The following is a 19,073-nucleotide window of genomic DNA, read 5'->3' on the forward strand; positions in this document are numbered from 1 at the left end:
TCGATTTATTAGGGGGCGGAATTCCGAAAACGGGCGAGCAAGCAGTCTTCGTTGGCCGAGTCACCCTGGCAATCGTGACGCTCCACCTCGATCAACGTCTCGTTCAGCACCGTGAGGACCGTCTCAGCGCCAGCTGCATGGCCCCAGCGGCGGCAACAGGCATCGCGCGCCGATCCGAATACCAGATGCCCGCCTGGCGCAAGCACGCGTACGATGTTGCGAACGGCCGCGCGCATCTCGGCTACGTCTCCGACGTAATAGAGCACTTCCGCCACAACGATCAGATCAAACAACTCCTCAGTCGAAAACTGTCGAACGTCGGATACTATCCAGCTGACATGTGGCGGCTCTTTCAAGCGTCGGCGCGCTCGAGCTATCGCTTGCGGCATCGCGTCAATCACCGTGAGCCGTTGGCAGCAGGGCGCGAGCTTCTCCGTGAATGCGCCGGCCGCGCACCCGACTTCGAGTGCATTAATGATTAAACCTTGGGAAAGCGAAAGCCGTAGCATTTGAATGTGGCGCTGCCGCTCGAACGGATTGCCGTCAAGCCGCCACGGATCGTCGGCGGCCAGTTCCCGATTCAGCAGTTGATAACTTCGGTTATGTGCCAAACTCGTCCCCAGGCGAATCAACTATCACTCATGGCTGCAAGTGCCGCCAAGTGCCACGAACCTCCTGGGCAAGGTCGAACCTGCGAGAATCTTGGCCGCATTTCTCCAGATGATCTGAGTAGCGACCTATTTGCCCAGCACAGTTTCCAGCGCACCATAGACGTCATGCGAGGTCTTTCTCTTATTACGGCCGCGTTTGAGGCACTCTCATGCGATTGATGCCGTAGCGCGATCGGTGAACGTCACGTGTTTTTTGCTGTGCAGCATTAGACCTGATCGGTAAAATCGATTGTTTGGATGGTCATCATCTGTGTTGTAGATGCGTAGATTTGCGGCCGAAAGGTGCAATTCTTGCATATGAGGTTCTTGATAGCGGTAAAGACATTTCGCGTCATTGAAGTATAACTACATGCTTTAGTGGGCGCGGTTACGCGAGGCGGAAGCTTGCTGCTTAATTGTCTCCTGTGAGCGATCGACGATTTTCCGATCTAACAAAGGTATCGCAACGATTGTGACCCCTGAACATCTGTGGCCACCCCCGTCAGTGCAAGAGGTTTCAGGCATGGTACTTTGCGCGTAATCGGGTGCTGACACCTGTCCGGGCCTCTGTTGCGACCATCTGGATGCCGCGGGCCCATATGGGAGTTCGCGGATCGGTGCCAAATCATTAAAGCGTGCTCTGGGCACTCCGTTCAGGCCTGGTTTTCCGATCCCGTCTCTTATCGACCGTGCCTCCCTTCGACCCTCCTACACCTTCGACGCCTCCTGTTCGCGGCCAGTTTATCCGGCCGCTACTGGAGCTCCATAGACCCCGCCTTTCGCCAACAGCGCCCAAACGATGCGCGCCAGCTTGTCGGCAAGGGCCCACGGTCACAAGTATGCATGGCTTACGGACGAGCATAGGCGCGAGCCACGATCCCTCTGGCAGACCACGATGAGCGGCTTGCCGGACCACGGAGCTGGCCCCGAGAATAAGGAGCCGCACCGGCAGATCGCTGAAGTGGCGTCAGGCCGAGCCAGGCGGCAAAATCACTTCCTTTTTTGAAGGTCGACGCCGCTTGAGCCAAATTATCAATGCCGTTGTTGTTATCGGGCCAACACCGGGGATCGTCGCAGGCCGCCGAGCGTCCGCGTCTTCCCGGGCGCGACGTGCGATCTCGTGGTCAGGTCGCCTGATCCGGTCCTCCAGCGATCGCAGAGTATCAGCCAACATGGCGAGCGCCACACGAGCAAAGAGCGAAGGGGATGGGGCGAAAGCCATTTTCATCGACAGCGGGCTTGTCTTCCCAAAGGCATTCGCCGGTCAGATTCACATGTTCCCAGAGCGAAGACAGGCTGGAGACCATATGATCGGCGACGCCGGACAGTTGCTCGCCGAAAGACTGCACCATGTCTCCCGCGCACGGTGGAAAATGGGTTGATCGCTATCGATGCGAAGGATTGGCGGGATTGCGGGATCGCTCTTCCCGGCCGCATCGCTTGCGCCGGCCGACGCCTCAGACGGTTGTCGCGGCAATTGAGCGGCTGCGGCGCCAGCGCTGGGCGGGCAAGCAGATCGCTGCCGAAACCGGTATATCCCCGGCCACGGTCAGCCGGGTTCTCCGTCGGTTGGGCTTGAACAAGATCAGCGCCCTGGAGCCCGCCGAACCGATCCGGCGCTATGACCGTCAGCACCCAGGCCAGCTCATCTCGACATCAAGAAGCTCGGTCGGATCGGCTGCGTGGGGCACCGCATCACCGGGCGATATCGTGGCGCAGTCAACCGCTGTCCCGGATTTACCAAAAACGCTGTCCGCGATTTAATGGAATCGCTGTCCGCGAATTACCGAAACCCGCAGAACACACCGCCGAGCTGCCAAAGTGGCTTCACCGCTGCAACTGGCATCGGCCTCATGGCAGTATCGGTTCAAAACCACCCATCAGCCGACTTGGCCTGACTGAAGACAACCTGTCGAGGCTCCATGCGCTTTCCTTTTCCGCTCCTTGCCGGGGTTGTGTTCCAGGAGCCAGCGCAGCGTGTTCAGCATGATGAACCTCTGTGCGTCGCGCTGGTCGAACGCCAAGTCCTCCTCGAAGGACGACAGTCGAGGCGGTAAAGGCCGTTCGAGCTCTTGCGGTCGGCGGCCTGTCGCGAGAACACGGGCTAGGAGCGCCTGCGCAGACTGGCGGTCCGCCGACTCAACGCTCCTGCGCAACATCGAAGCATGCGCGCCGCAGTCTGACCGCACAGTTCGCGGTGCAGACCAATGATTGCAGCCTCGGGGCGGGTCAGATATCGTGCGACGATCCGCCGGTAGCTACGCCCAAACCTACGGAAATCCAAAAAAAGCGCCAACCTACTTGAAAACCGCCAAATCGAAGCAATCCAAAACGAACGAGCCCGCCGAAGCAGAACTCGCTGGTGTGGTTGGAAGTGAACCGATGCTCCATGTTTCGTTTGACCCAAGGCTCGCCAAAGGCATGGCGACTCTCGCCTGCAACTGTCAGGTCGCCGAAACTCTCCGCATGCCCCCAGGAGCTATTGCTCCAAAACTGGGGCCAAAACTGCAATCAAGACTGCGAATAGCCCGACCATAAAAAAGCAGACGCGCATTGTGGTTGCTTGTGCGAGCAGTCCAATTGCAAAAGGACCTACCGTCATTGCGCCATATGCGAAGGTTGCAACATAAGCGATACCTTGGCCGGCTGGCACTACAAGATCCGCCGCTGCCCGACTAACGGCTAGGGGCAGAATGGCTGCATAACCAAACCCCATCAGCACGAAGCCCACCACGACCAAGGGCAAACTATCACTCGAAACAATCAGTAAGGCGCCAAGTGCGGCCGAGGACCCGCTCAGGCGTGTAACAGTTGCTGATCCCAGTCGCATGACCAGGAAATCCGCGCTGAGCCTCATGATCACCATGGCGGCAGAAAAGCCCGCGTAGCCAAGGGTCGCATCCGCCGGCATGGTCCCGACTACATCACGCAAATATACGGCGCTCCAATCGAGAGCTGTGCCCTCGCCTAATCCAGAGGCGAGAGCAATGAGGCCCACAAGCAAAAGAGCACTACGAGGTAACGCCAATCCTACTGCACCCTTGTCATTCGTCCGGATGGTTGATTGCCAATCGAGCAGAAGGAACGGTCCGAGAATCCCACCGGTCATCACGGCTGTGAGAAGGAAATGGATGTATTCTGGAGCCTGAAAGGCGACGGCAACATAACCGCTTGCTGCGCCCAAAACGGCGCCAAGGCTCCACATCGCATGAATCGACGACATCACTGGCCGCCTCGCGTATTTTTCCACCTCGCTCGCCCAGCTGTTCATCGCTACGTCCATCGAACCATGGCACGCCCCAAAGAGGAAGAGCGCGATCGCCAACAACGGTACTGTCGGGGCCAGCCCTACCAAGACGATTGAAATCAGGAATGGGATAGCGATCGCTCGGGCGACCCGCGCGGCACCCAAGCTATCGGACAACCGGCCGGCAACCGGAAAAGAAATCAATGCCCCCAGCCCTAAAAGCACCAGCAACACCCCGAAGCTCGCCTTGTCAAAATGAAAGTGAGCCATCACGGCGGGAACGCGAGAGGCCCAGGTCCCCAAAAGGACGCCGTTCAACAGAAAGCCCGCAGCGACACTGCGCCAGGGAGTAAGCAATGTGCGCATTTTTTCTCCAACATCCGATGGCTCCTGACGCCGTTGATTTTAGGCCCGGTCTTCCGGCTCCCCCTTATGCAGATCGCGCGCAGCGGGATTCGGATTACTTCTTAATATCCGGTCGGCGCTCCCTCATTCGCGGCAGGCTACAACGGCATTCGTAGCCCGGCCTTCGCTGCAGCGTGCTGTTTGCATGGCCAATCCCTCCCCTGCTGAAGCGCTGCCGGCAATGCAGTATGCGTCGGCGACAGTGCCGTTTCCCAAAGGGTGCGCGATCAAAATGTGAGGACTCGACGGGGTCCGATATATTCGGTCTCCAACCCGTTGGATCTCGCATCATGTACGAGAAGATTAACGCCGGTCCGGTTGGTTCTGATACGGTTGCCATCCTTATCGAAAGGGAACGAATCGGCGTGCCTCTGCGCCCAATCATAAGCTTGTCGTGAGACGATCTCGATTTCCCATCCGGAGCTCTTTGAATAGGTGACGCGGAGATCTGGGCCTAGTCTCCGCTGCTCTCGCGTCTCCAGCCGGTGAAGACGGGGTAATGAGCTATCAACCATCACTCTCTCCCAATTTCGATTGTGGTCCGGCAAATAAAGATCCATGCAAGTTAGCAAAAGCGCTGTACCGTTCAATTGATGCAGATCATGGCCGCATCGATGACCGCTCGATCGGGAAAGTGATGTGAGCCGAGTAAGGCAGGCCTGCATCAGGTCTGGGGGGGTCACCTTGGACTGAATCATGGCATCCACATACGCCGACAGCCGGGGGGCACGTCATTAGGAGTGGTGTCACCTTCACGATCAATGGAAGATGGTCGCTTTTGAGATGCGGAGGAAAGAGCTGACGTCTAAGGTCGAAACGACAAAGGATCCGCCTCCCCTGCTGCATCCGACGTTGCCAAACATTACCAGGAGGAGATCGCGGCCTTCGCGATCCTCGTTGAAAGGAGAGAGCCGCGGACGTGCAGCCCAGAGAATGGGAACGCGGTTGGAACGGAGCAACCGGCCCCGATCAGCGATCAACTGTTTAGAACGCCGACCGCTTGGTGGCTACGCGATCCATGGGTTGGCTACGGGGAATTTGTCGGCGGGATTACCGCGCAGCGTCGTTAACCCTAACCATCCTGCCGGCTCCGTTCGGCCAAGGCAGCTCGGACCCCTCGGCCGTACGCCGAGACAAGTCGGCTGTGCTTTGCGCCAGCATCGTATACAGGCGAAAAATTTAAAACTCGGCGAGCCAGCTCATCGCCGGCATTGCCGCTCACAACCCTTTCCCTTGGGTGGGTGATCGTCCAATCTGGACGGTTCTTGTTGCAAATTCGACAAAAGTGCGTCGGAGCGATTGGTTTGAATCAAACACGAAAACCCAGCGCGTTGAAATGGCTTAGTTTATTCGGCTGGCATAGCGCTTGCTTTCTGGACGGCGACCTGACCACCCACTGGGAGCCGTTTGATGAGCGCACCGATAGTTTCTCTTGAAAGCCTGACCAACGCGACATCCTCTGGCCAGTTGCTGAGAACCGCGAGATCCGGTGGCGGCGTATCCTCGTCCTGCGGCTTGTCCTCGCGACCAACCGACATGGATGAGGCCACCTGGGAGAAGATTAACGATCATCCTTGCTTTTCAGAGGAAGCGCACCACTATTTCGCGCGTATGCACGTCGCAGTCGCACCAGCGTGCAATATCCAATGCAATTACTGCAATCGCAAATATGATTGCGCCAACGAAAGTCGGCCCGGCGTTGTCTCGGAAAAGCTGACACCGGACGAGGCGCTGCGGAAGGTGATTGCGGTCGCCAACGACGTGCCGCAGCTTTCCGTGCTCGGCATCGCAGGGCCGGGCGATGCCTGTTACGACTGGAAGAAGACAAGGGCGACTTTCGAACGCGTCGCGAAGGAGGTCCCAGACATCAAGCTGTGCATCTCCACCAATGGACTCGCCCTGCCGGAGCATGTCGACGAGCTCGCCGAAATGAACGTCAGCCACGTCACAATCACCATCAACATGGTTGACCCAGCAGTCGGCGAAAAGATCTACCCGTGGATCTTCTATGGTCACCGCCGCTACACCGGCATCGATGCTGCCAAGATCCTGCACGAGCGGCAGATGTTGGGTCTTGAGATGCTGACCGAACGCGGCATCCTCACCAAGATTAATTCGGTGATGATCCCCGGCGTCAATGACCAGCACCTGATCGAAGTCAGCAAATGGGTCAAGAAGCGGGGTGCGTTTATGCACAACGTCATGCCGCTGATTTCCGACCCGGCACACGGCACCTGTTTTGGCCTGACGGGACAGCGCGGCCCAACCGCGTTCGAACTGAAGGCGCTTCAGGATCGCCTCGAAGGCGGTGCCAAGCTGATGCGTCACTGTCGACAGTGCCGCGCCGATGCAGTCGGTCTGCTCGGTACTGATCGTGGCCAGGACTTCACGGTAAATCAGATTCCGGCCGATGTTGCCTACGACGCTAGCAAGCGTCATGCCTATCGGGAGGTGGTCGCGCGTATGCGCGAAGACCATTTAGCGGCCAAGAACGAGGCGATCGCAATGGTCGCATCAGCGAGCATCCGCGGGTCGCTTCAAGTGGCTGTTGCGACTAAGGGCGGGGGACGCGTCAACCAACACTTCGGCCATGCGAAGGAGTTCCAGATTTATGAAGCCTCGCAAACCGGAATCAAATTCGTGGGGCATCGCAAGGTCGAGCAGTATTGCCATGGCGGCTGGGGAGAGGACGCCACGCTCGTTGACATCATTTCTGCACTCGAAGGCATAGACATCGTCCTGTGCGCCAAGATTGGAGATTGCCCCCGGGACCAGCTGATCGAGGCTGGGATCCGAGCAACTGATGCTTTTGGTTATGACTACATCGAGACCGCGATCAGCGCTCTTTACGCCGCCGAGCATGGCATCGACCTATTGCAGGCGACGGCCTGAGCCGGCTCAGCCCTAACGAATCAGGAGTTGAATAATGGCCTTCAAAATCATCGCATCCCAATGCACTCAGTGCGGCGCCTGCGAGTTCGAATGCCCTTCCGGCGCGATCGGGTTCAAGGGTGACAACTACGTGATCGATCCTAACAAATGTACCGAATGCCAGGGAGTTTTCGAGCTTCAGCAATGCGCCTCGGTATGCCCGATGCCGAACACCTGCGTGCCGGCTTAACCTCCATTCAACTCGTCGGGCTTTCAGCCGCCGCGGGCCTGAGTTCCCCCTCTGTAACCCCAACGATGAAATAGGAATTTCGATGGGTCTTGGACGCGAAGAGGAAGTCGAAATCCACAATCCTCCACGATTTATGCCGGGTGAGCGGGTCTGTGCCACACGCCACATAAGAAATGACGGCACCTATCCCGGCAAGGAAATCGGAGAAAGCCTCGTTAGGAAGGGCGACGCGGGTTTTGTGCGCGACGTAGGGACCTTTCTCCAGCAGTTCTACATCTATGCCGTCGAATGGGTTGATCGCGGTACCGTTGTTGGGATGCGGACGCGTGAACTGATGAGTCTCGACGAGGCCCCAACTTTGAAAACTACCGAATGCGCCACTGGTCTCAACGAAGGAAAAGCCAGATGAAAGTAACGATCCGCAGGAGCGGCAGCGTCTTGTCAGCCTATGTTCCCAAGAAGGATCTCGAAGAGCCGATCATCCAGGTTGAGCATGAAAGCCTGTGGGGCGGCTTTGTAGTACTCAGGAACGGCTGGTGGCTCCAACTGCCCGACCTTCCGAAGGACACCTGCCTGCCGGTCACCGTCGAGGCAAAGAAGCTAATGACTGATGGAGCTGGTATCGCGGTGCAAAGAGAAACATCATGAATACGACACTGACTTCCAAGCGCGCTGTCGTTCGGAACAGCCATGCCGAAAGTGGCTTGACCTGCCGCGTACGAACCTGTGGCTCGAATGTGTCGGATCGCGCTGTCGCCTCCGATCTGCTGGGCGTCGTTCTTGGCATCGTGCCGTGGAGCAACCGTTCGCCTTCGCCCCCGATCATTGAAGGCTGCGTGGGCGATTCTCAAGCATAACGACTTGCCGCGGTCGCGCCCAGGCGATCGAGGGGCAATAACGCTTGCCGGAGAGACCTTCCGAGCCGTCGGCCCAATCAGTCGCACGAGAGCCCCCACGGCGCCCAAAGCCCGCCAGTGAAGGAGTTCACCATGACGACTGCAAAGGCAGCTATCCTGCGCCCAGGGAAACGGGGTCCGAGAAACGCAGCGGCGCGCCGACGCCCCTTGTCACGCGCGAAGGTTTGACCGGCATGTTCGAAAGAATCACTGTGTTCGCTCTCGGCGTTCCAATCGGCCTGAACAAGATTAATTGCGAAGACAGCGTGATGGTTCTTGACGCCATGCGATCTTACGGATCGACGGGATCCAATGCGAACTTGTCCCAAATGATGCGGCCTCGATCCCGCCGAACCTGCCGCACCGCTTCATCAACGATGGAATCGAAACGTATCTACTTCAACGGTGTCGCCAAAAGTAACATAACGAGGGCGGTTTCCGTGGCCGATAATGCGTAAGACGGGTGCGCCCGTTGTCGAATTTGCCCTGACTCTCGCGCTGGGAGCGCTTGGCGGCTGGGCAATGTGGCATTTCGATATGCCGCTTGCGTGGCTCGCCGGCGCAATCATCGCGACCGGCGTCGGCGGGCTGTTAAGACTGCCAGTGGCGATGCCTCCCTTCGCTCGACCGCCAATGACCGCTGCTCTTGGTGCAATGCTCGGAACGTCGTTCTCGCCTGCGATGTTCGAGCACACGGGTTCATGGCTGTTGTCGCTCGGCGGTCTGGCGGTGTTTATCGCGGCCGCAGGCGCACTGTTCTACATCTATTTCCGGCGTGTGGCGGGTTTCGATCACGCCACGGCCTACTTCTCGGCAATGCCGGGAGGTCTCGTCGATATGGTGACACTCGGCATCGAAGAGGGCGGCGACGAGAAGATGATCGCACTCGTCCATGCCGTGCGGATCTTCCTGGTGGCACTGTCGCTGCCGTTCCTCATTCAGAGCTTTACCGGCGTCGCGCTGGATCGCACGGCGGCCGGTTTTGTTCCGCTCGCGAGCATCGGCGCCAATGATCTTCTATGGTTCTCCCTGGCTGTTTTCATCGGAGCGGGTGCCGGAATACTGCTGCGCCTGCCAGCGCGCTACCTGCTCGGTCCCATGTCGGCAAGTGCCATCATGCATGTTATGGGATTGACGCACTTCCAGCTGCCGAGTTCGGCGAGCGCCGCGGCGCAGATCGTCATCGGAGCAACCATCGGCTGCCGTTTCGCAATGGCGCCGCCAAGGAAGATCATGGAAGTCGTTGGCCTGTCGTTCGGTTCGACAGGCCTGCTTCTGTCCATGACGCTATCCTTCGCGGGCGTTCTTTCCTACCTCACAGGAGACCCGTTCACCGCTCTCGTGCTTGCCTATTCACCGGGGGGTGTTGCCGAGATGAGCCTCATTGCTTTGTCGCTCGGTGTCGAGGTTCCCTTCGTTGTCCTCCATCACATCGTTCGTCTCATTCTCGTGATGGTAGGGGCGGCGGCCGTGTTTCGGTGGGTAAAGCGCTAAAGATTCTGAAATCTCCTGGCAGGACTATATAGACTCCAGTGGTAGCTGAAGGGACGGGCCTTGCGGGTCGAGGGTGGGCGCCGCCGTCGCCGGTGTCCTCCCCAACCTGGACGCGCGAGCAAGCTCGGAGCGCTGACGGGCATAGCTCGGGGCGATCATCGGGTAATCGGCCGGGAGTCTCCATTTACGGCGATATTTGTTCGGGCGTGAGGCCGAGTTTCGCCATCAGGTGTGGAAGACGGCAAAAAAGTTCAAGTTGCTGCGGCGGAAGCAGATGATGAAATCCTCGGTGACGGACTTCCTAACCGGCACTGCGGGCCGCCGCTCTTCGACGACACGCTCCTCCTTGGGATCAGATAAGCCGCGACAAGGCGGCCGGTGAGCTCGAGGGTTCGCTCATGGCGTCCAAGCGCGATCTGGTCATTGCTCTTCTCCCGTCGAGTTGGACCTGGCAGAGTTCGCCGAAGGTATGATGCACAAGCAATCCCCGCGAACTCGGCTTAGCAGGTTAATGGAAAACGCAATAAATGCGCCGAAGAAGGAGGCAGGCGACGCGTTCGACCCGGCAATGCTTTCCGCCACCGTGGATTTTTCGTCCTCGGTTGGGGTACGGCCCCATCAACATTCTCGCTGTTTAGGTAGCGAGATGAGCTCCCGGCCTCCTACACTTCTCCTGGTCAAATTCGCACCTTAAATGCGGGATTCGGAAAGATAACAAAAACTTTAGATTCCACCCATTCAACGTAGTGGATGTTAGAGTTTGCGCATTAAGGGCCTCGATCTCGACCTAGGTCAGGGCGGCGGTACGCGCTGGCAGCGGAGACGTCGTCTTTCCACGTAGCTGACTTCGTCGGGAATTATCGCAGTTAGGCAAGTCGATCCATCAATTCGGATTGAATGATCGTTGCGGTGTACAGCGAAGCGTCCAGAGGCAGATCTCCAAACGCGACCTGACAAAGGAGATAGTTGGCACCCGCCTCTTCCAGTTGATCAAGCAGAGTCCGTCGCACAAAAGGCGCCGTCCCTACCACGCACAATTCACTCTCGACTGCTGCATCGAAGGTCAGGGGCAGATTTGGTGGAACTGGGATTGCATTGAGGTCGTACAGGAATTTGAAGCTTTCAAGCCATCGTTCGAAAGCAGGAGCCGCGAGCGAGTATGCATGGCTTGCAGACTGCCCGACCACAATCATGCGAAGCAATCCGAGAAGTGACACTTGGTCGTCCGTGTGCATGTTGTGTCCTCCCTCGGCACGGTATGCGTCAGTAATCTTGCGAACAAACGACGCGGGTCCCACACATGCGATGTTTGCGCCGTTTGCAGCGGCCCAGCGCGCAGACTCTGGTCGGTTGGTGGCGATCCATGTCGGCGGGTGCGGACGTTGATGAGGCCTCAGTGTCAAAGGGACATTGTCTAGCTGAAAATGGTGACCCTGATAGAAAAGGGTGCCGCCCCTCATCGCCTCCATTAGAATTTCGCTGGCTTCGAGATAGCGTTCTGGCACCGCGTCGGCATCTATCCCGAAGTAAGTTAGCTCGATCGGAAGAGAGCCACGCCCTATACCAAACTCGACCCTACCACCGCTCAAGTGGTCAAGCATGCAGATCTCCTCAAACGCACGTAGCGGATGACAAAGGCTAAGCAGCATGACTAGGGGGCCAATACGAAGTTCCCGGGTGCGCTGTGCGACGCTCGATAAGAACAGATTCGGCGATGGGCCTCTCCCGTGCGGAGAACAATGGTGCTCCGCCAGGTGATAAGCATAAAAACCGAGCCGATCACAGGCTTCTGCCAGCCTGAGGCGATCTGCGTATTGTCGTCCAATGGCGCTACCGTCCTCGTCCAAATGATCGAAGATGCCGAAAGCTAGCTTGGAGGGAAAGGTTTTTCTCATTCAACTGTCTCCAACTTTCGTCCGGGAGCCGGATCTTGATCAAGCGAATTAAGACTGGGGTGTTTCTTGGCTGAACGTCACTGATCGCGGTGAATCTGCCATCAGGTGGCCGCGGGAGCCCGATTATCGAAGCTTATCGCCATTGCGCGCACACGTTCTTGCACACTCGGCTGATCGCTGAAGAGCTCACAGGTTCCTGCCGGCGAAAGCTTCCTGGTCTCAGCGGCATTGTCCAGGGTTTGCAGTTGGATGGAGGGACGCCGTGAACTAAACACGTGCAACCGGCGGGGCTATGCTGCTTGGCTTCATCCCCACGGGAGCGGCAGGACGGTCAAAGCTCTCGGGAGAATCGTTCCCCTCTGTCCTGTTACGGACGCAAAATAGCAGAGACTGAAGCTGCTATACGGCCGATCTTTGAGACGTATCAGCTCCCAAAATATCTTCGACAGCTGCAAGAAACGCGTCCATTTGCGGTGTTGTCCCGATGCTAACACGAATGCAATCTTCCAGACCTTTCTCAGGGATGACGGCCACGAGTATCCTTTTTCGTTCCAAGCAGGCTTGCCACCAGGTCCCGTCTCGTCCTGCTGGCACACGGGCCAGCAAGAAGTTCGCGTGGGAGGGTGTCACAGAGAAACCAAGTTGCGACAGTGCGAAACTCACTCGCGCTCGCTCATACTTGATATGTCTGTGATTCTCATTATAGGCGGCGCGATGGGCGAGGACGCTGACGCCAACCGCATGGCCGATCACGTTCATGTTGAAGAGATTCTGGATATTGCGCAGTCTCCCTACCACCTCAGGATGCCCGTAACCGAAGCCAACGCGAATTCCGGCGACCGCATAGCTCTTCGAAAATGTTCTTAAGACCAGAAGGTTCGAATACCGATTGACGAGACGCAGAGCGCTATCAGGCGCAAAGTCCACATAGGCTTCATCTAGCACGATCAACCGGTCAGATCGCGCTACGAGGCTTTCAATATCGGCAATCGGGACAAATGTTCCGGTCGGGTTATTCGGATTAGCCAAGAGAATGAACTTGGCTTCTTTTGCGGGACCGAAAAGCAGTTCCTTTATCGGCAATGAGCCAGAATCGCCCCATCCGATTTCGAGCAATTGAGCGCCTTGCAACAGGGCCAGTTTGCGGTTGTACGCAAAACCGGGCGACATCATTGCCACACTGTCACCCGGGTCAAGAAATGCTTTGTAGATGAGCGAAAGAACTTCAGATGATCCGTTACCAGCGATAACCTGATCCGTCGACAGGCTGTAGGACGCGGCAGCCGCTTCCCTCAAGCTGATGTTGTCGTCCTCTGGATATAAATACTGCCGCTCGAGAGCAGCAACAGCGCTTTGCATTACCGCTGCCGGCAATGCAAATGGATTCTCATTTGTGTTTAGTTTGACACAACTAGCATCCGGCGTTGGACTGGACGGTAGGCAATTCAGCTGTCTGTACACTTGCGAAAGAGACGAAAGTACGCTTTGCAATTTATTATCAGACATAGCTCTTCTCCTTCAGTCACATAGGATCCTCGCTTTGTCCGACAGACGACGGGGTCCATTACCAGTTAACGTGCATTTACTGGCTGCGACTCGGTGGACTTTCTTCTATTCGAGTCCTGTTACTTCAGTGAAATTGTTTCTTTGCATAGCACCCATCGATGCTATTGATCTAGGCATCTCTGTGGGGCTCGAAGACTGCCGTCGCTCTTCTTGAGTGGCGCCCGGGCCGGTGCGCTCGAGCCAGTGGATTGGGAGTTCTCGTCTCAACGCCGATAGGGGTCTTGGGCGGCGCGATTTAGAGCCTGAACGAGGGCTACCCCTGCGGCAGCTTGTGGAGGCGCTTCGACCGGCCGAGCAAGGCGGGCACCTTTGAGAGCTTGTTCGGAATCTCGCCTCGCTTTCCCGCTGGGCGATGTTCCTCCGTCGCCAGTATCACTTCGTCCGTGAAGTGTTTAACCGGGTCGATCAACACGCGTCAGCAAGGACGGGATAATCGCCTTATGAAAGGGAATGGCGGCGGCAAGATAGAGCCAGCCCGCAAGACTCCTGCGCCGCACCAGGGTGGTCATTCCGACAATCTGGCCATCAGCCGGTCCGTCCCTGACATCCACGACCATACGAAAAAGCAGGTGACGGTCATCATAGCCGAATATTGTTTGGCGATCGTCGCTGTGCAATAGCGGCAAGCTGGCGACCAGGTTGTCCGCATGTCCCGGGGCCGCGGTCGCGTTCAGACCGACCAAAGGCGCGAGACGGTTTCGAAAACTCACAAGGTTTCGCACCCAGCGGGGTGCGCTCCCAAGCGCTCGCCGCGCCGCCTCAGCCGCTGTCATTGGCTCGACCAAGATGAGGACTTCGTAGCGATCAGCCCAATCCGCTCCTGGAAGCCAAGCATTCGGCAGTCTTACAACAACCCGTCGTGGTTTCACGAGCGCTTACCTTTCACTCTTTACCTTGTCCGCCGATCAGTGTGGTTACTGTTGCTTTTGGCCTTCACATATTTGCTCAGGAAAGCGCTGCGAGGTAGGGGACCGGTTGCCGCAGTTCAGGGACATTTGTCGCACAGGGGTAGGCGCGGGCGGGAACAGCGTCAGCAATCGTGTTTGTACGTCCTGCAGGGGCCTTAGGAGCTAATCCGTGAAAAGCAGTGCACTGCCTTTGTAGCGGACTGCAGTCCACGTCAGACCTGTTGCGTTGAGGAGCAGCCCACCCAAACTGGAGGCGCTAAAGCCCGAAGTCCACCTTCGCAAGCGGCGGGAAACTTGTGGCACATCCATTTCGCGGATGGTTGCCATAGAACAATTGCATTTTGCCAATTTCACCGAATGCTGCATAGCCAAGCAGCGGACGTTCACCGATCACAACCAGCTTGATCGGATCGACAGGGCGTGAGACCGCTTTAGTGATGGAAAGGAGTAAGATGGAGAATGTCGTGTACCTATTGGATCCGGAAGCAGCACTCTTTCGGGCTGTTGAGGTTGCCGGAGACATCGGCCCTGCATCGATCAGTGACTTGCTCGGTTGTAAGCTTACTCAGATGGTCCGCTTTGACGAGTTGCATTGGCTGTTCCTAAATGAAGAAGGACTACGGGATGGCCTAACCGCCTTCACCTTCTTTGATCGCTACCCACAGCCTCTCGGGGGGAAAATTGTTCTCGCCCGAGGTGACGGAAGCGAGTATTATCATTCCCCATCGATAACAATTGAGGACGCTGCCGCACATTTCCAGTGCTGCCGACCGGTAATTGATCCGGTTCTTGTTACGCCTCATGATGTGCAGTCAAAGGGCCTTATACTGGCAGGCGCTTTGGCGGATTTGAAAGTGCGGATCGAGAGGCGCCCCCCAATTCCCGTGCATGGAAGCGCCTGAGATTCAATTTCGGAATTAAGAATCTCGATATTATCACAGGGACGTTCGCCGGAAAGTTCCGGCGAAACGATCAGGATTGACTTTCCAACAATGATTCATCTTCGAGGAGACGAGGCCGGTCGGGTTTCCACGACCAGGATCGACGGCTCCGCTTTGTCTCGTCAGCCTCGAACCAACGGAACCTGATGATACAGGGGACTGCCGTCAGCACACAAGAAAGGACGGCGTCGGCGGACGTACTCGATGACGAGACCACGAGTGTCGAACTCATCCCCAGTTGCCGCCCCGACGAAGCCGCGGACGAGAGGAACCTGGAAACGAATTCACTGCTTCAACGCAACCCAAGAGCCACCGGATTCGTGGCTGTCGGCACAAGCGTCAATGAATAGCATACCTTTAAGCCCATCTTCGGCTCCGGAAAGCTCGACGCTACCTTCCGGGAGAGCATATCCCGCGCGGCGCGAGGCGATTGCAACGCCAGCTTCGGCATAGAGATTTGCCCATGCATCCACTGCAGCTTCACCGTGCCCTCGCGGAAGATGTGTCAGGCGTTCCGCCTCGGGTAAGATGCCATTGCCACGACCGCGGATGAAAATCTGCTCCTGCTCGCCTAGGGGTACATAACGCAGCACTTCCGGTTTTTCCTGATCCCAGTCTAGCCCGCCCTTGTCGCCCCACACACGAATGCGGAGACCGCAATATTGGCCCGGCGCAGCCTGCGTCACCCAAAGAATGCCAGGGGCACCGTTCTCGAGACGGAAATTGACAAAGGCCGTGTCTTCCATCGGCTGTGGAGCTCCGCAGTTGTGAAACTCAGCCCTGACACTGGCTATATCCTGTCCCGTCATCGTATGCAGAAGATGATAGGCATGCGTACCAACATCCGCGGTCGTTGACGCGCGGCCGACCTTCTCCGGATCCCGCCGCCAAATGGCACCCTTCCCACGATCGGGAACTGGACTTGTCGCCCACTCCTGAGCATACTCCACGTGTGCCTGCCGGATGGTCCCAACGGCTCCGTTTCGGATCATGTGCTTAGCCTGACGAACCATTGCGTGGTGTGCATGGGGGTAAGTCATGACGACCACGCGACCCGTAGCCCTTTGAAGCTCCAGAAGTTCTCGAGCATCGGAAACCGTCGTGGTCATAGGCTTGTCCAGTATTACGTCGATACCGGCCTTGAGGAAGGCCGCCGCGATCCGATGGTGTGTCCAGTTTGGCGTGACGATTGAGACGGCTTCTATACCGTCGTCGCGCTCCGCTTCCGCTTCTGCCATTTCGTTCCAGTCACTATACGAGCGGTTGGTTGCAATCATCCATTCTGCGGCTGATGCGTGTGCGTTGTCGGGGTCTGATGATAGAGCTCCCGCAAGGACTTCCCAGTGGTTCGACAGCCTCGCGCCAGCGGAGTGCCATTGTCCAACAAGCCCGCCTCGTCCGCCGCCGACGAAGCCCAGTCGCAATCGCCGACCGAGCAGCGGGTTCCTTAAATTGCATTTTCCGACAGAGGTCATTGAATGTTCTCCATAGTGTGTCTTCAACGAAATCAGTAGCGGCATGCTTCTGCGCCAGACCGAGAGCTTCACCACTCCTCTCAACTACGATGCCGCTTGTAAGTCGCTCGTTGCTTCTTGGTGCCGCCCCAGAGCCGCGTCGAACAGCTCGGCGGCTCGCGAAGGTGCTGTCATCACGGCTCAGAGCTTCTTGGCCGGTTTTGATCTAGCATTGCTCCTGCTCATGTGTTTGCGAGTTTGCGGGATTGGAAGCATGCACCGTGCCAAAGGAGAAGGTTCTTTTAAAACAATGGAGTAGCTCTAATATGCCATGTCGGATGTTGGACATCGCCGGATCCGACATCCGACATGTCGTGTGCAATCAATGCTGGGCGGCTGAATGAGGCCGCGGAAGGCCATCGCACCGCAGTGCGTGTGGCGAATTACGGCATGGAATTGGAAACCCTGCACTATGAGGTTGCTGAAAAGTCTATGTGGGACTCTTTGGCGCTAGTATGGTCACAGGTGGGGTCGCGCTGGCTATTTAGAGCGGAGAACCTCTGATATAGGCGCGCTTATCATGTTAGTGCACGAATGTGGCAATTGCGGTGGGCGCCGAAGCAATCGCATTTGGATACGTGAGGCACTTGCTCCCTCTCTGTATTCCGGCTCTGCGGGGCTAAAGCAGACCGGCCACTGCGGGGACCATAGCTATGATTGTTTTCATATTGACGTACTTATAGTTGCGCGGATGGGAGCGGTATTCGATAACTCAACATGTGCGATAAGGCCAAGTCATCCCCGCCTGAACTCATGGCACGATTTATGCAGAGCGCGGATTGTCCCATGCGGATAACGAACTTGACCACTCGGCCTTAATGTCAAAACTACAGCTGGCGTGTAGCCGAAGGAAACCGCGGCGTGGCACGAATCGGCATAGAAGTCATCATCAGGCAGTCACTGTTCAAAAACGAGCCTGCAGGATCGAACCATGAGCACAACGACGGATTTCATTGCAGAGCTGATCAGGGCGGTAAACGACATTGAAAAACTCACGCACTATGAGGTAAGCCGCCTCTTAGACCGCTCGATCGATACCATCCGGGACATGCGCAGGCACACTGGCGACGCAGGTATCCACAGTGTGCGGGACGTTCTGGCTGATCTCCGGCTATCGTCAGAGCGCGTTCAGGACCTGTCCGCGGAACAAGTCAGGGACGCTCTCGTCGACGCAGCTGACGTCCTGAGGTCATTAAAGATTGTGTTGGACCGGACTGAGTGAGTTGCTCACGCCACTGATCTCGAACTTAAGCCGATCGTGGCCATTGCATTTGTGTGCTTCAAGGCGGCAGTAAGCTCAGTTGTTGCAGCGGCTCCGCCGTCACTCCGGGGCAAGTAGCGAGAATTGAAACGTAGCGCCGACTACCTGATGGCATCTCCAGTTCCCCAAAAACGCGCATGGAGCCGGACCCCGCCACCCCAGGGGGCGCTCTCCTCATCTGTTACTTGCCGCGAGGGGAAGGTCTTGTGCACCAGCAACGAGCGCCTACGACCAGGCATGATCTTCTCCTCGCTGAAGGGAGCGCGCGCGCCACAATCCCATCGAACAGCCATGGTGCACATTAACGAGTCGGTCTTCGCTGTCCCGCATCCCACAAGCAAACTCGGGCGCATGAGAGCTGCAGCGGTTCCAGCTGGCCAGCTGCAACCGTCAATGGCGCTCCTTTCAGAGGTTCACACCGCCGATTTCACTGCCAAAGCCTCAGGATTTCCATTTTTTGGCATTGCGGCATTTTTGGGAATTCCTTTGACCCTGGCATTTGTAGCTACAGCTTCCGCCATAGTCGACAAGAACGGTTCGAGGTGAAGAACATGGGGGCAAGCTTCGATGCTTCAGATTTAATACGGATGAACTGTTATAGAAACTGCGGCCCTCGGGAGTCTGCAATAGTTCGCGGCTACGCGTTGTTGGTTCTGCCCGCTTGCGAGCCGCGGCGCCCTCTTTCATCGACTGGCCGTGCGACCGGTCCGACCCCAGTTTGCGGATGAGGACGGCGGCGCCCATCAGCGTCGTCTGGACGGCGGAGCGTATAGAAGTCACCGCATATTCCGCGATGGTCCATGCGACGAAGATGATCCTTCTTTCCTCATTCGAATGGCCGGAGTGTCGCTTCCGTCTGAAGCTGCGTTCAGCGGCACTGAGCGGTCGAAAGCGAGGGTGAGATCTTCGATATTCTCGTTGAGCCCGGACGGGATCAGGTCGCTCTGAAGCTGATGCGTGTCCTGCTGAGGAAGCAGGGGCGTGCTCCGAGCGTAGTCGTGACCGGCAAGCTGCCCTGCATACGGAGCAGCCAAACGACAGCTTGGAGTTTCCCGCTCAGCATGAGGAGGGTTGCGCTAGAGCACGTCCACTTTAATCCGGGTCATATCCTGCTGCTGCGAAGTAGTTCGCACACTCTTGCGGCTCGAAGAGCTTGACGATGTCGCCAACGGTGT

16 protein-coding genes and 2 pseudogenes are annotated in these 19,073 nt (G+C 57.2%); 10 read left to right on the top strand and 8 right to left on the bottom strand.

All coding sequences use genetic code 11. The features are described 5' to 3' along the window. Positions 1-8 precede the first annotated feature (8 nt). Both nodS and QN219_RS26685 read right to left on the bottom strand, forming a co-directional pair. Complete coding sequence (gene nodS / locus QN219_RS26680; RefSeq protein ID WP_283979348.1) at positions 9-632, bottom strand: nodulation methyltransferase NodS; 624 nt, start codon at positions 630-632, stop codon at positions 9-11. 759 nt (positions 633-1,391) lie between these two features. Then, positions 1,392-1,842, bottom strand: a pseudogene (locus QN219_RS26685) (transposase); the annotation flags it as partial. A 158-nt stretch (positions 1,843-2,000) separates the two neighbouring features. On the opposite strand from QN219_RS26685, the gene QN219_RS26690 reads away from it, so the two are divergent. Next, on the top strand, positions 2,001-2,414 hold the full coding sequence (locus QN219_RS26690) for a helix-turn-helix domain-containing protein (RefSeq protein WP_284003183.1): 414 nt from the start codon (positions 2,001-2,003) through the stop codon (positions 2,412-2,414). Between the two features lie 715 nt (positions 2,415-3,129). Here the strand turns inward: QN219_RS26690 and QN219_RS26700 are convergent. Then, positions 3,130-4,263 (bottom strand): MFS transporter, encoded by a 1,134-nt coding sequence (locus QN219_RS26700; RefSeq protein ID WP_284003184.1) that lies wholly within the window; start codon positions 4,261-4,263, stop codon positions 3,130-3,132. A 538-nt stretch (positions 4,264-4,801) separates the two neighbouring features. On the opposite strand from QN219_RS26700, the gene QN219_RS26705 reads away from it, so the two are divergent. The 6 genes from QN219_RS26705 (at position 4,802) to QN219_RS26730 (ending at position 9,813) form a co-directional block, all read left to right on the top strand. Beyond that, positions 4,802-4,945 carry a hypothetical protein gene (locus tag QN219_RS26705; protein ID WP_283979351.1) on the top strand — a complete coding sequence of 48 codons (144 nt, stop codon included), beginning with the start codon at positions 4,802-4,804 and terminating at the stop codon, positions 4,943-4,945. Between the two features lie 767 nt (positions 4,946-5,712). Continuing rightward, complete coding sequence (nifB, locus tag QN219_RS26710) at positions 5,713-7,194, top strand: nitrogenase cofactor biosynthesis protein NifB (protein ID WP_284003186.1); 1,482 nt, start codon at positions 5,713-5,715, stop codon at positions 7,192-7,194. A gap of 34 nt (positions 7,195-7,228) precedes the next feature. Beyond that, positions 7,229-7,423: a 4Fe-4S binding protein gene (locus QN219_RS26715; protein WP_284003187.1), complete on the top strand. Its 195-nt coding sequence runs from the start codon at positions 7,229-7,231 to the stop codon at positions 7,421-7,423. An 82-nt stretch (positions 7,424-7,505) separates the two neighbouring features. Then, on the top strand, positions 7,506-7,832 hold the full coding sequence (locus QN219_RS26720) for a nitrogen fixation protein NifZ (RefSeq protein WP_284003188.1): 327 nt from the start codon (positions 7,506-7,508) through the stop codon (positions 7,830-7,832). Further along, the gene (gene nifT, locus QN219_RS26725) at positions 7,829-8,071 is read left to right on the top strand and encodes a putative nitrogen fixation protein NifT (protein ID WP_284003189.1); all 243 of its coding nucleotides are present in this window, start codon (positions 7,829-7,831) and stop codon (positions 8,069-8,071) included. Before QN219_RS26720 ends, nifT begins: the two co-directional genes overlap by 4 nt. Positions 8,072-8,769: 698 nt before the next feature. After that, positions 8,770-9,813 carry an AbrB family transcriptional regulator gene (locus tag QN219_RS26730; protein WP_283979356.1) on the top strand — a complete coding sequence of 348 codons (1,044 nt, stop codon included), beginning with the start codon at positions 8,770-8,772 and terminating at the stop codon, positions 9,811-9,813. Positions 9,814-9,837: 24 nt separating this feature from the next. Here QN219_RS26730 and QN219_RS34290 read toward each other — a convergent pair whose 3' ends face one another. The 4 genes from QN219_RS34290 to QN219_RS26750 form a co-directional block, all read right to left on the bottom strand. Next, complete coding sequence (locus QN219_RS34290; protein WP_369292617.1) at positions 9,838-9,972, bottom strand: hypothetical protein; 135 nt, start codon at positions 9,970-9,972, stop codon at positions 9,838-9,840. A gap of 707 nt (positions 9,973-10,679) precedes the next feature. Continuing rightward, the gene (locus QN219_RS26740; protein ID WP_283979357.1) at positions 10,680-11,708 is read right to left on the bottom strand and encodes an LLM class flavin-dependent oxidoreductase; all 1,029 of its coding nucleotides are present in this window, start codon (positions 11,706-11,708) and stop codon (positions 10,680-10,682) included. 399 nt (positions 11,709-12,107) lie between these two features. Then, on the bottom strand, positions 12,108-13,214 hold the full coding sequence (hisC, locus tag QN219_RS26745; RefSeq protein ID WP_284003191.1) for a histidinol-phosphate transaminase: 1,107 nt from the start codon (positions 13,212-13,214) through the stop codon (positions 12,108-12,110). Positions 13,215-13,666: 452 nt separating this feature from the next. After that, complete coding sequence (locus QN219_RS26750) at positions 13,667-14,047, bottom strand: DUF2867 domain-containing protein (protein WP_284003192.1); 381 nt, start codon at positions 14,045-14,047, stop codon at positions 13,667-13,669. A gap of 587 nt (positions 14,048-14,634) precedes the next feature. Here QN219_RS26750 and QN219_RS26755 point away from each other — a divergent pair. After that, positions 14,635-15,084, top strand: a complete 450-nt coding sequence (locus tag QN219_RS26755) for a hypothetical protein (protein ID WP_283979360.1) — start codon at positions 14,635-14,637, stop codon at positions 15,082-15,084. A 323-nt stretch (positions 15,085-15,407) separates the two neighbouring features. Here QN219_RS26755 and QN219_RS26760 read toward each other — a convergent pair whose 3' ends face one another. Beyond that, on the bottom strand, positions 15,408-16,643 hold the full coding sequence (locus QN219_RS26760; RefSeq protein ID WP_309486624.1) for a Gfo/Idh/MocA family oxidoreductase: 1,236 nt from the start codon (positions 16,641-16,643) through the stop codon (positions 15,408-15,410). Positions 16,644-17,568: 925 nt separating this feature from the next. On the opposite strand from QN219_RS26760, the gene QN219_RS26765 reads away from it, so the two are divergent. Beyond that, on the top strand, positions 17,569-17,859 hold the full coding sequence (locus tag QN219_RS26765; RefSeq protein WP_284003194.1) for a hypothetical protein: 291 nt from the start codon (positions 17,569-17,571) through the stop codon (positions 17,857-17,859). 920 nt (positions 17,860-18,779) lie between these two features. Next, a pseudogene (locus QN219_RS26770) lies at positions 18,780-18,951 on the top strand (IS6 family transposase); the annotation flags it as partial. Positions 18,952-19,073: the final 122 nt, after the last annotated feature.

This window comes from Sinorhizobium sp. 8-89, assembly GCF_030124325.1.
GTDB lineage: Bacteria > Pseudomonadota > Alphaproteobacteria > Rhizobiales > Rhizobiaceae > Sinorhizobium.

Excerpts from the sequence above, each read along its gene's own strand:
- QN219_RS26705 (WP_283979351.1), top strand. The coding sequence starts at position 4,802 with ATGAGCTATCAACCATCACTCTCTCCCAATTTCGATTGTGGTCCGGCA.
- QN219_RS34290 (WP_369292617.1), bottom strand. The coding sequence starts at position 9,972 with ATGATCGCCCCGAGCTATGCCCGTCAGCGCTCCGAGCTTGCTCGCGCG.
- QN219_RS26715 (WP_284003187.1), top strand. The coding sequence starts at position 7,229 with ATGGCCTTCAAAATCATCGCATCCCAATGCACTCAGTGCGGCGCCTGC.
- nifT (WP_284003189.1), top strand. The coding sequence starts at position 7,829 with ATGAAAGTAACGATCCGCAGGAGCGGCAGCGTCTTGTCAGCCTATGTT.
- QN219_RS26755 (WP_283979360.1), top strand. The coding sequence starts at position 14,635 with ATGGAGAATGTCGTGTACCTATTGGATCCGGAAGCAGCACTCTTTCGG.
- QN219_RS26730 (WP_283979356.1), top strand. The coding sequence starts at position 8,770 with ATGCGTAAGACGGGTGCGCCCGTTGTCGAATTTGCCCTGACTCTCGCG.
- QN219_RS26690 (WP_284003183.1), top strand. The coding sequence starts at position 2,001 with ATGTCTCCCGCGCACGGTGGAAAATGGGTTGATCGCTATCGATGCGAA.
- hisC (WP_284003191.1), bottom strand. The coding sequence starts at position 13,214 with ATGTCTGATAATAAATTGCAAAGCGTACTTTCGTCTCTTTCGCAAGTG.
- QN219_RS26700 (WP_284003184.1), bottom strand. The coding sequence starts at position 4,263 with ATGCGCACATTGCTTACTCCCTGGCGCAGTGTCGCTGCGGGCTTTCTG.
- QN219_RS26765 (WP_284003194.1), top strand. The coding sequence starts at position 17,569 with ATGAGCACAACGACGGATTTCATTGCAGAGCTGATCAGGGCGGTAAAC.
- nifB (WP_284003186.1), top strand. The coding sequence starts at position 5,713 with ATGAGCGCACCGATAGTTTCTCTTGAAAGCCTGACCAACGCGACATCC.
- QN219_RS26740 (WP_283979357.1), bottom strand. The coding sequence starts at position 11,708 with ATGAGAAAAACCTTTCCCTCCAAGCTAGCTTTCGGCATCTTCGATCAT.
- QN219_RS26750 (WP_284003192.1), bottom strand. The coding sequence starts at position 14,047 with ATGACAGCGGCTGAGGCGGCGCGGCGAGCGCTTGGGAGCGCACCCCGC.
- QN219_RS26760 (WP_309486624.1), bottom strand. The coding sequence starts at position 16,643 with ATGCCGCTACTGATTTCGTTGAAGACACACTATGGAGAACATTCAATG.
- QN219_RS26720 (WP_284003188.1), top strand. The coding sequence starts at position 7,506 with ATGGGTCTTGGACGCGAAGAGGAAGTCGAAATCCACAATCCTCCACGA.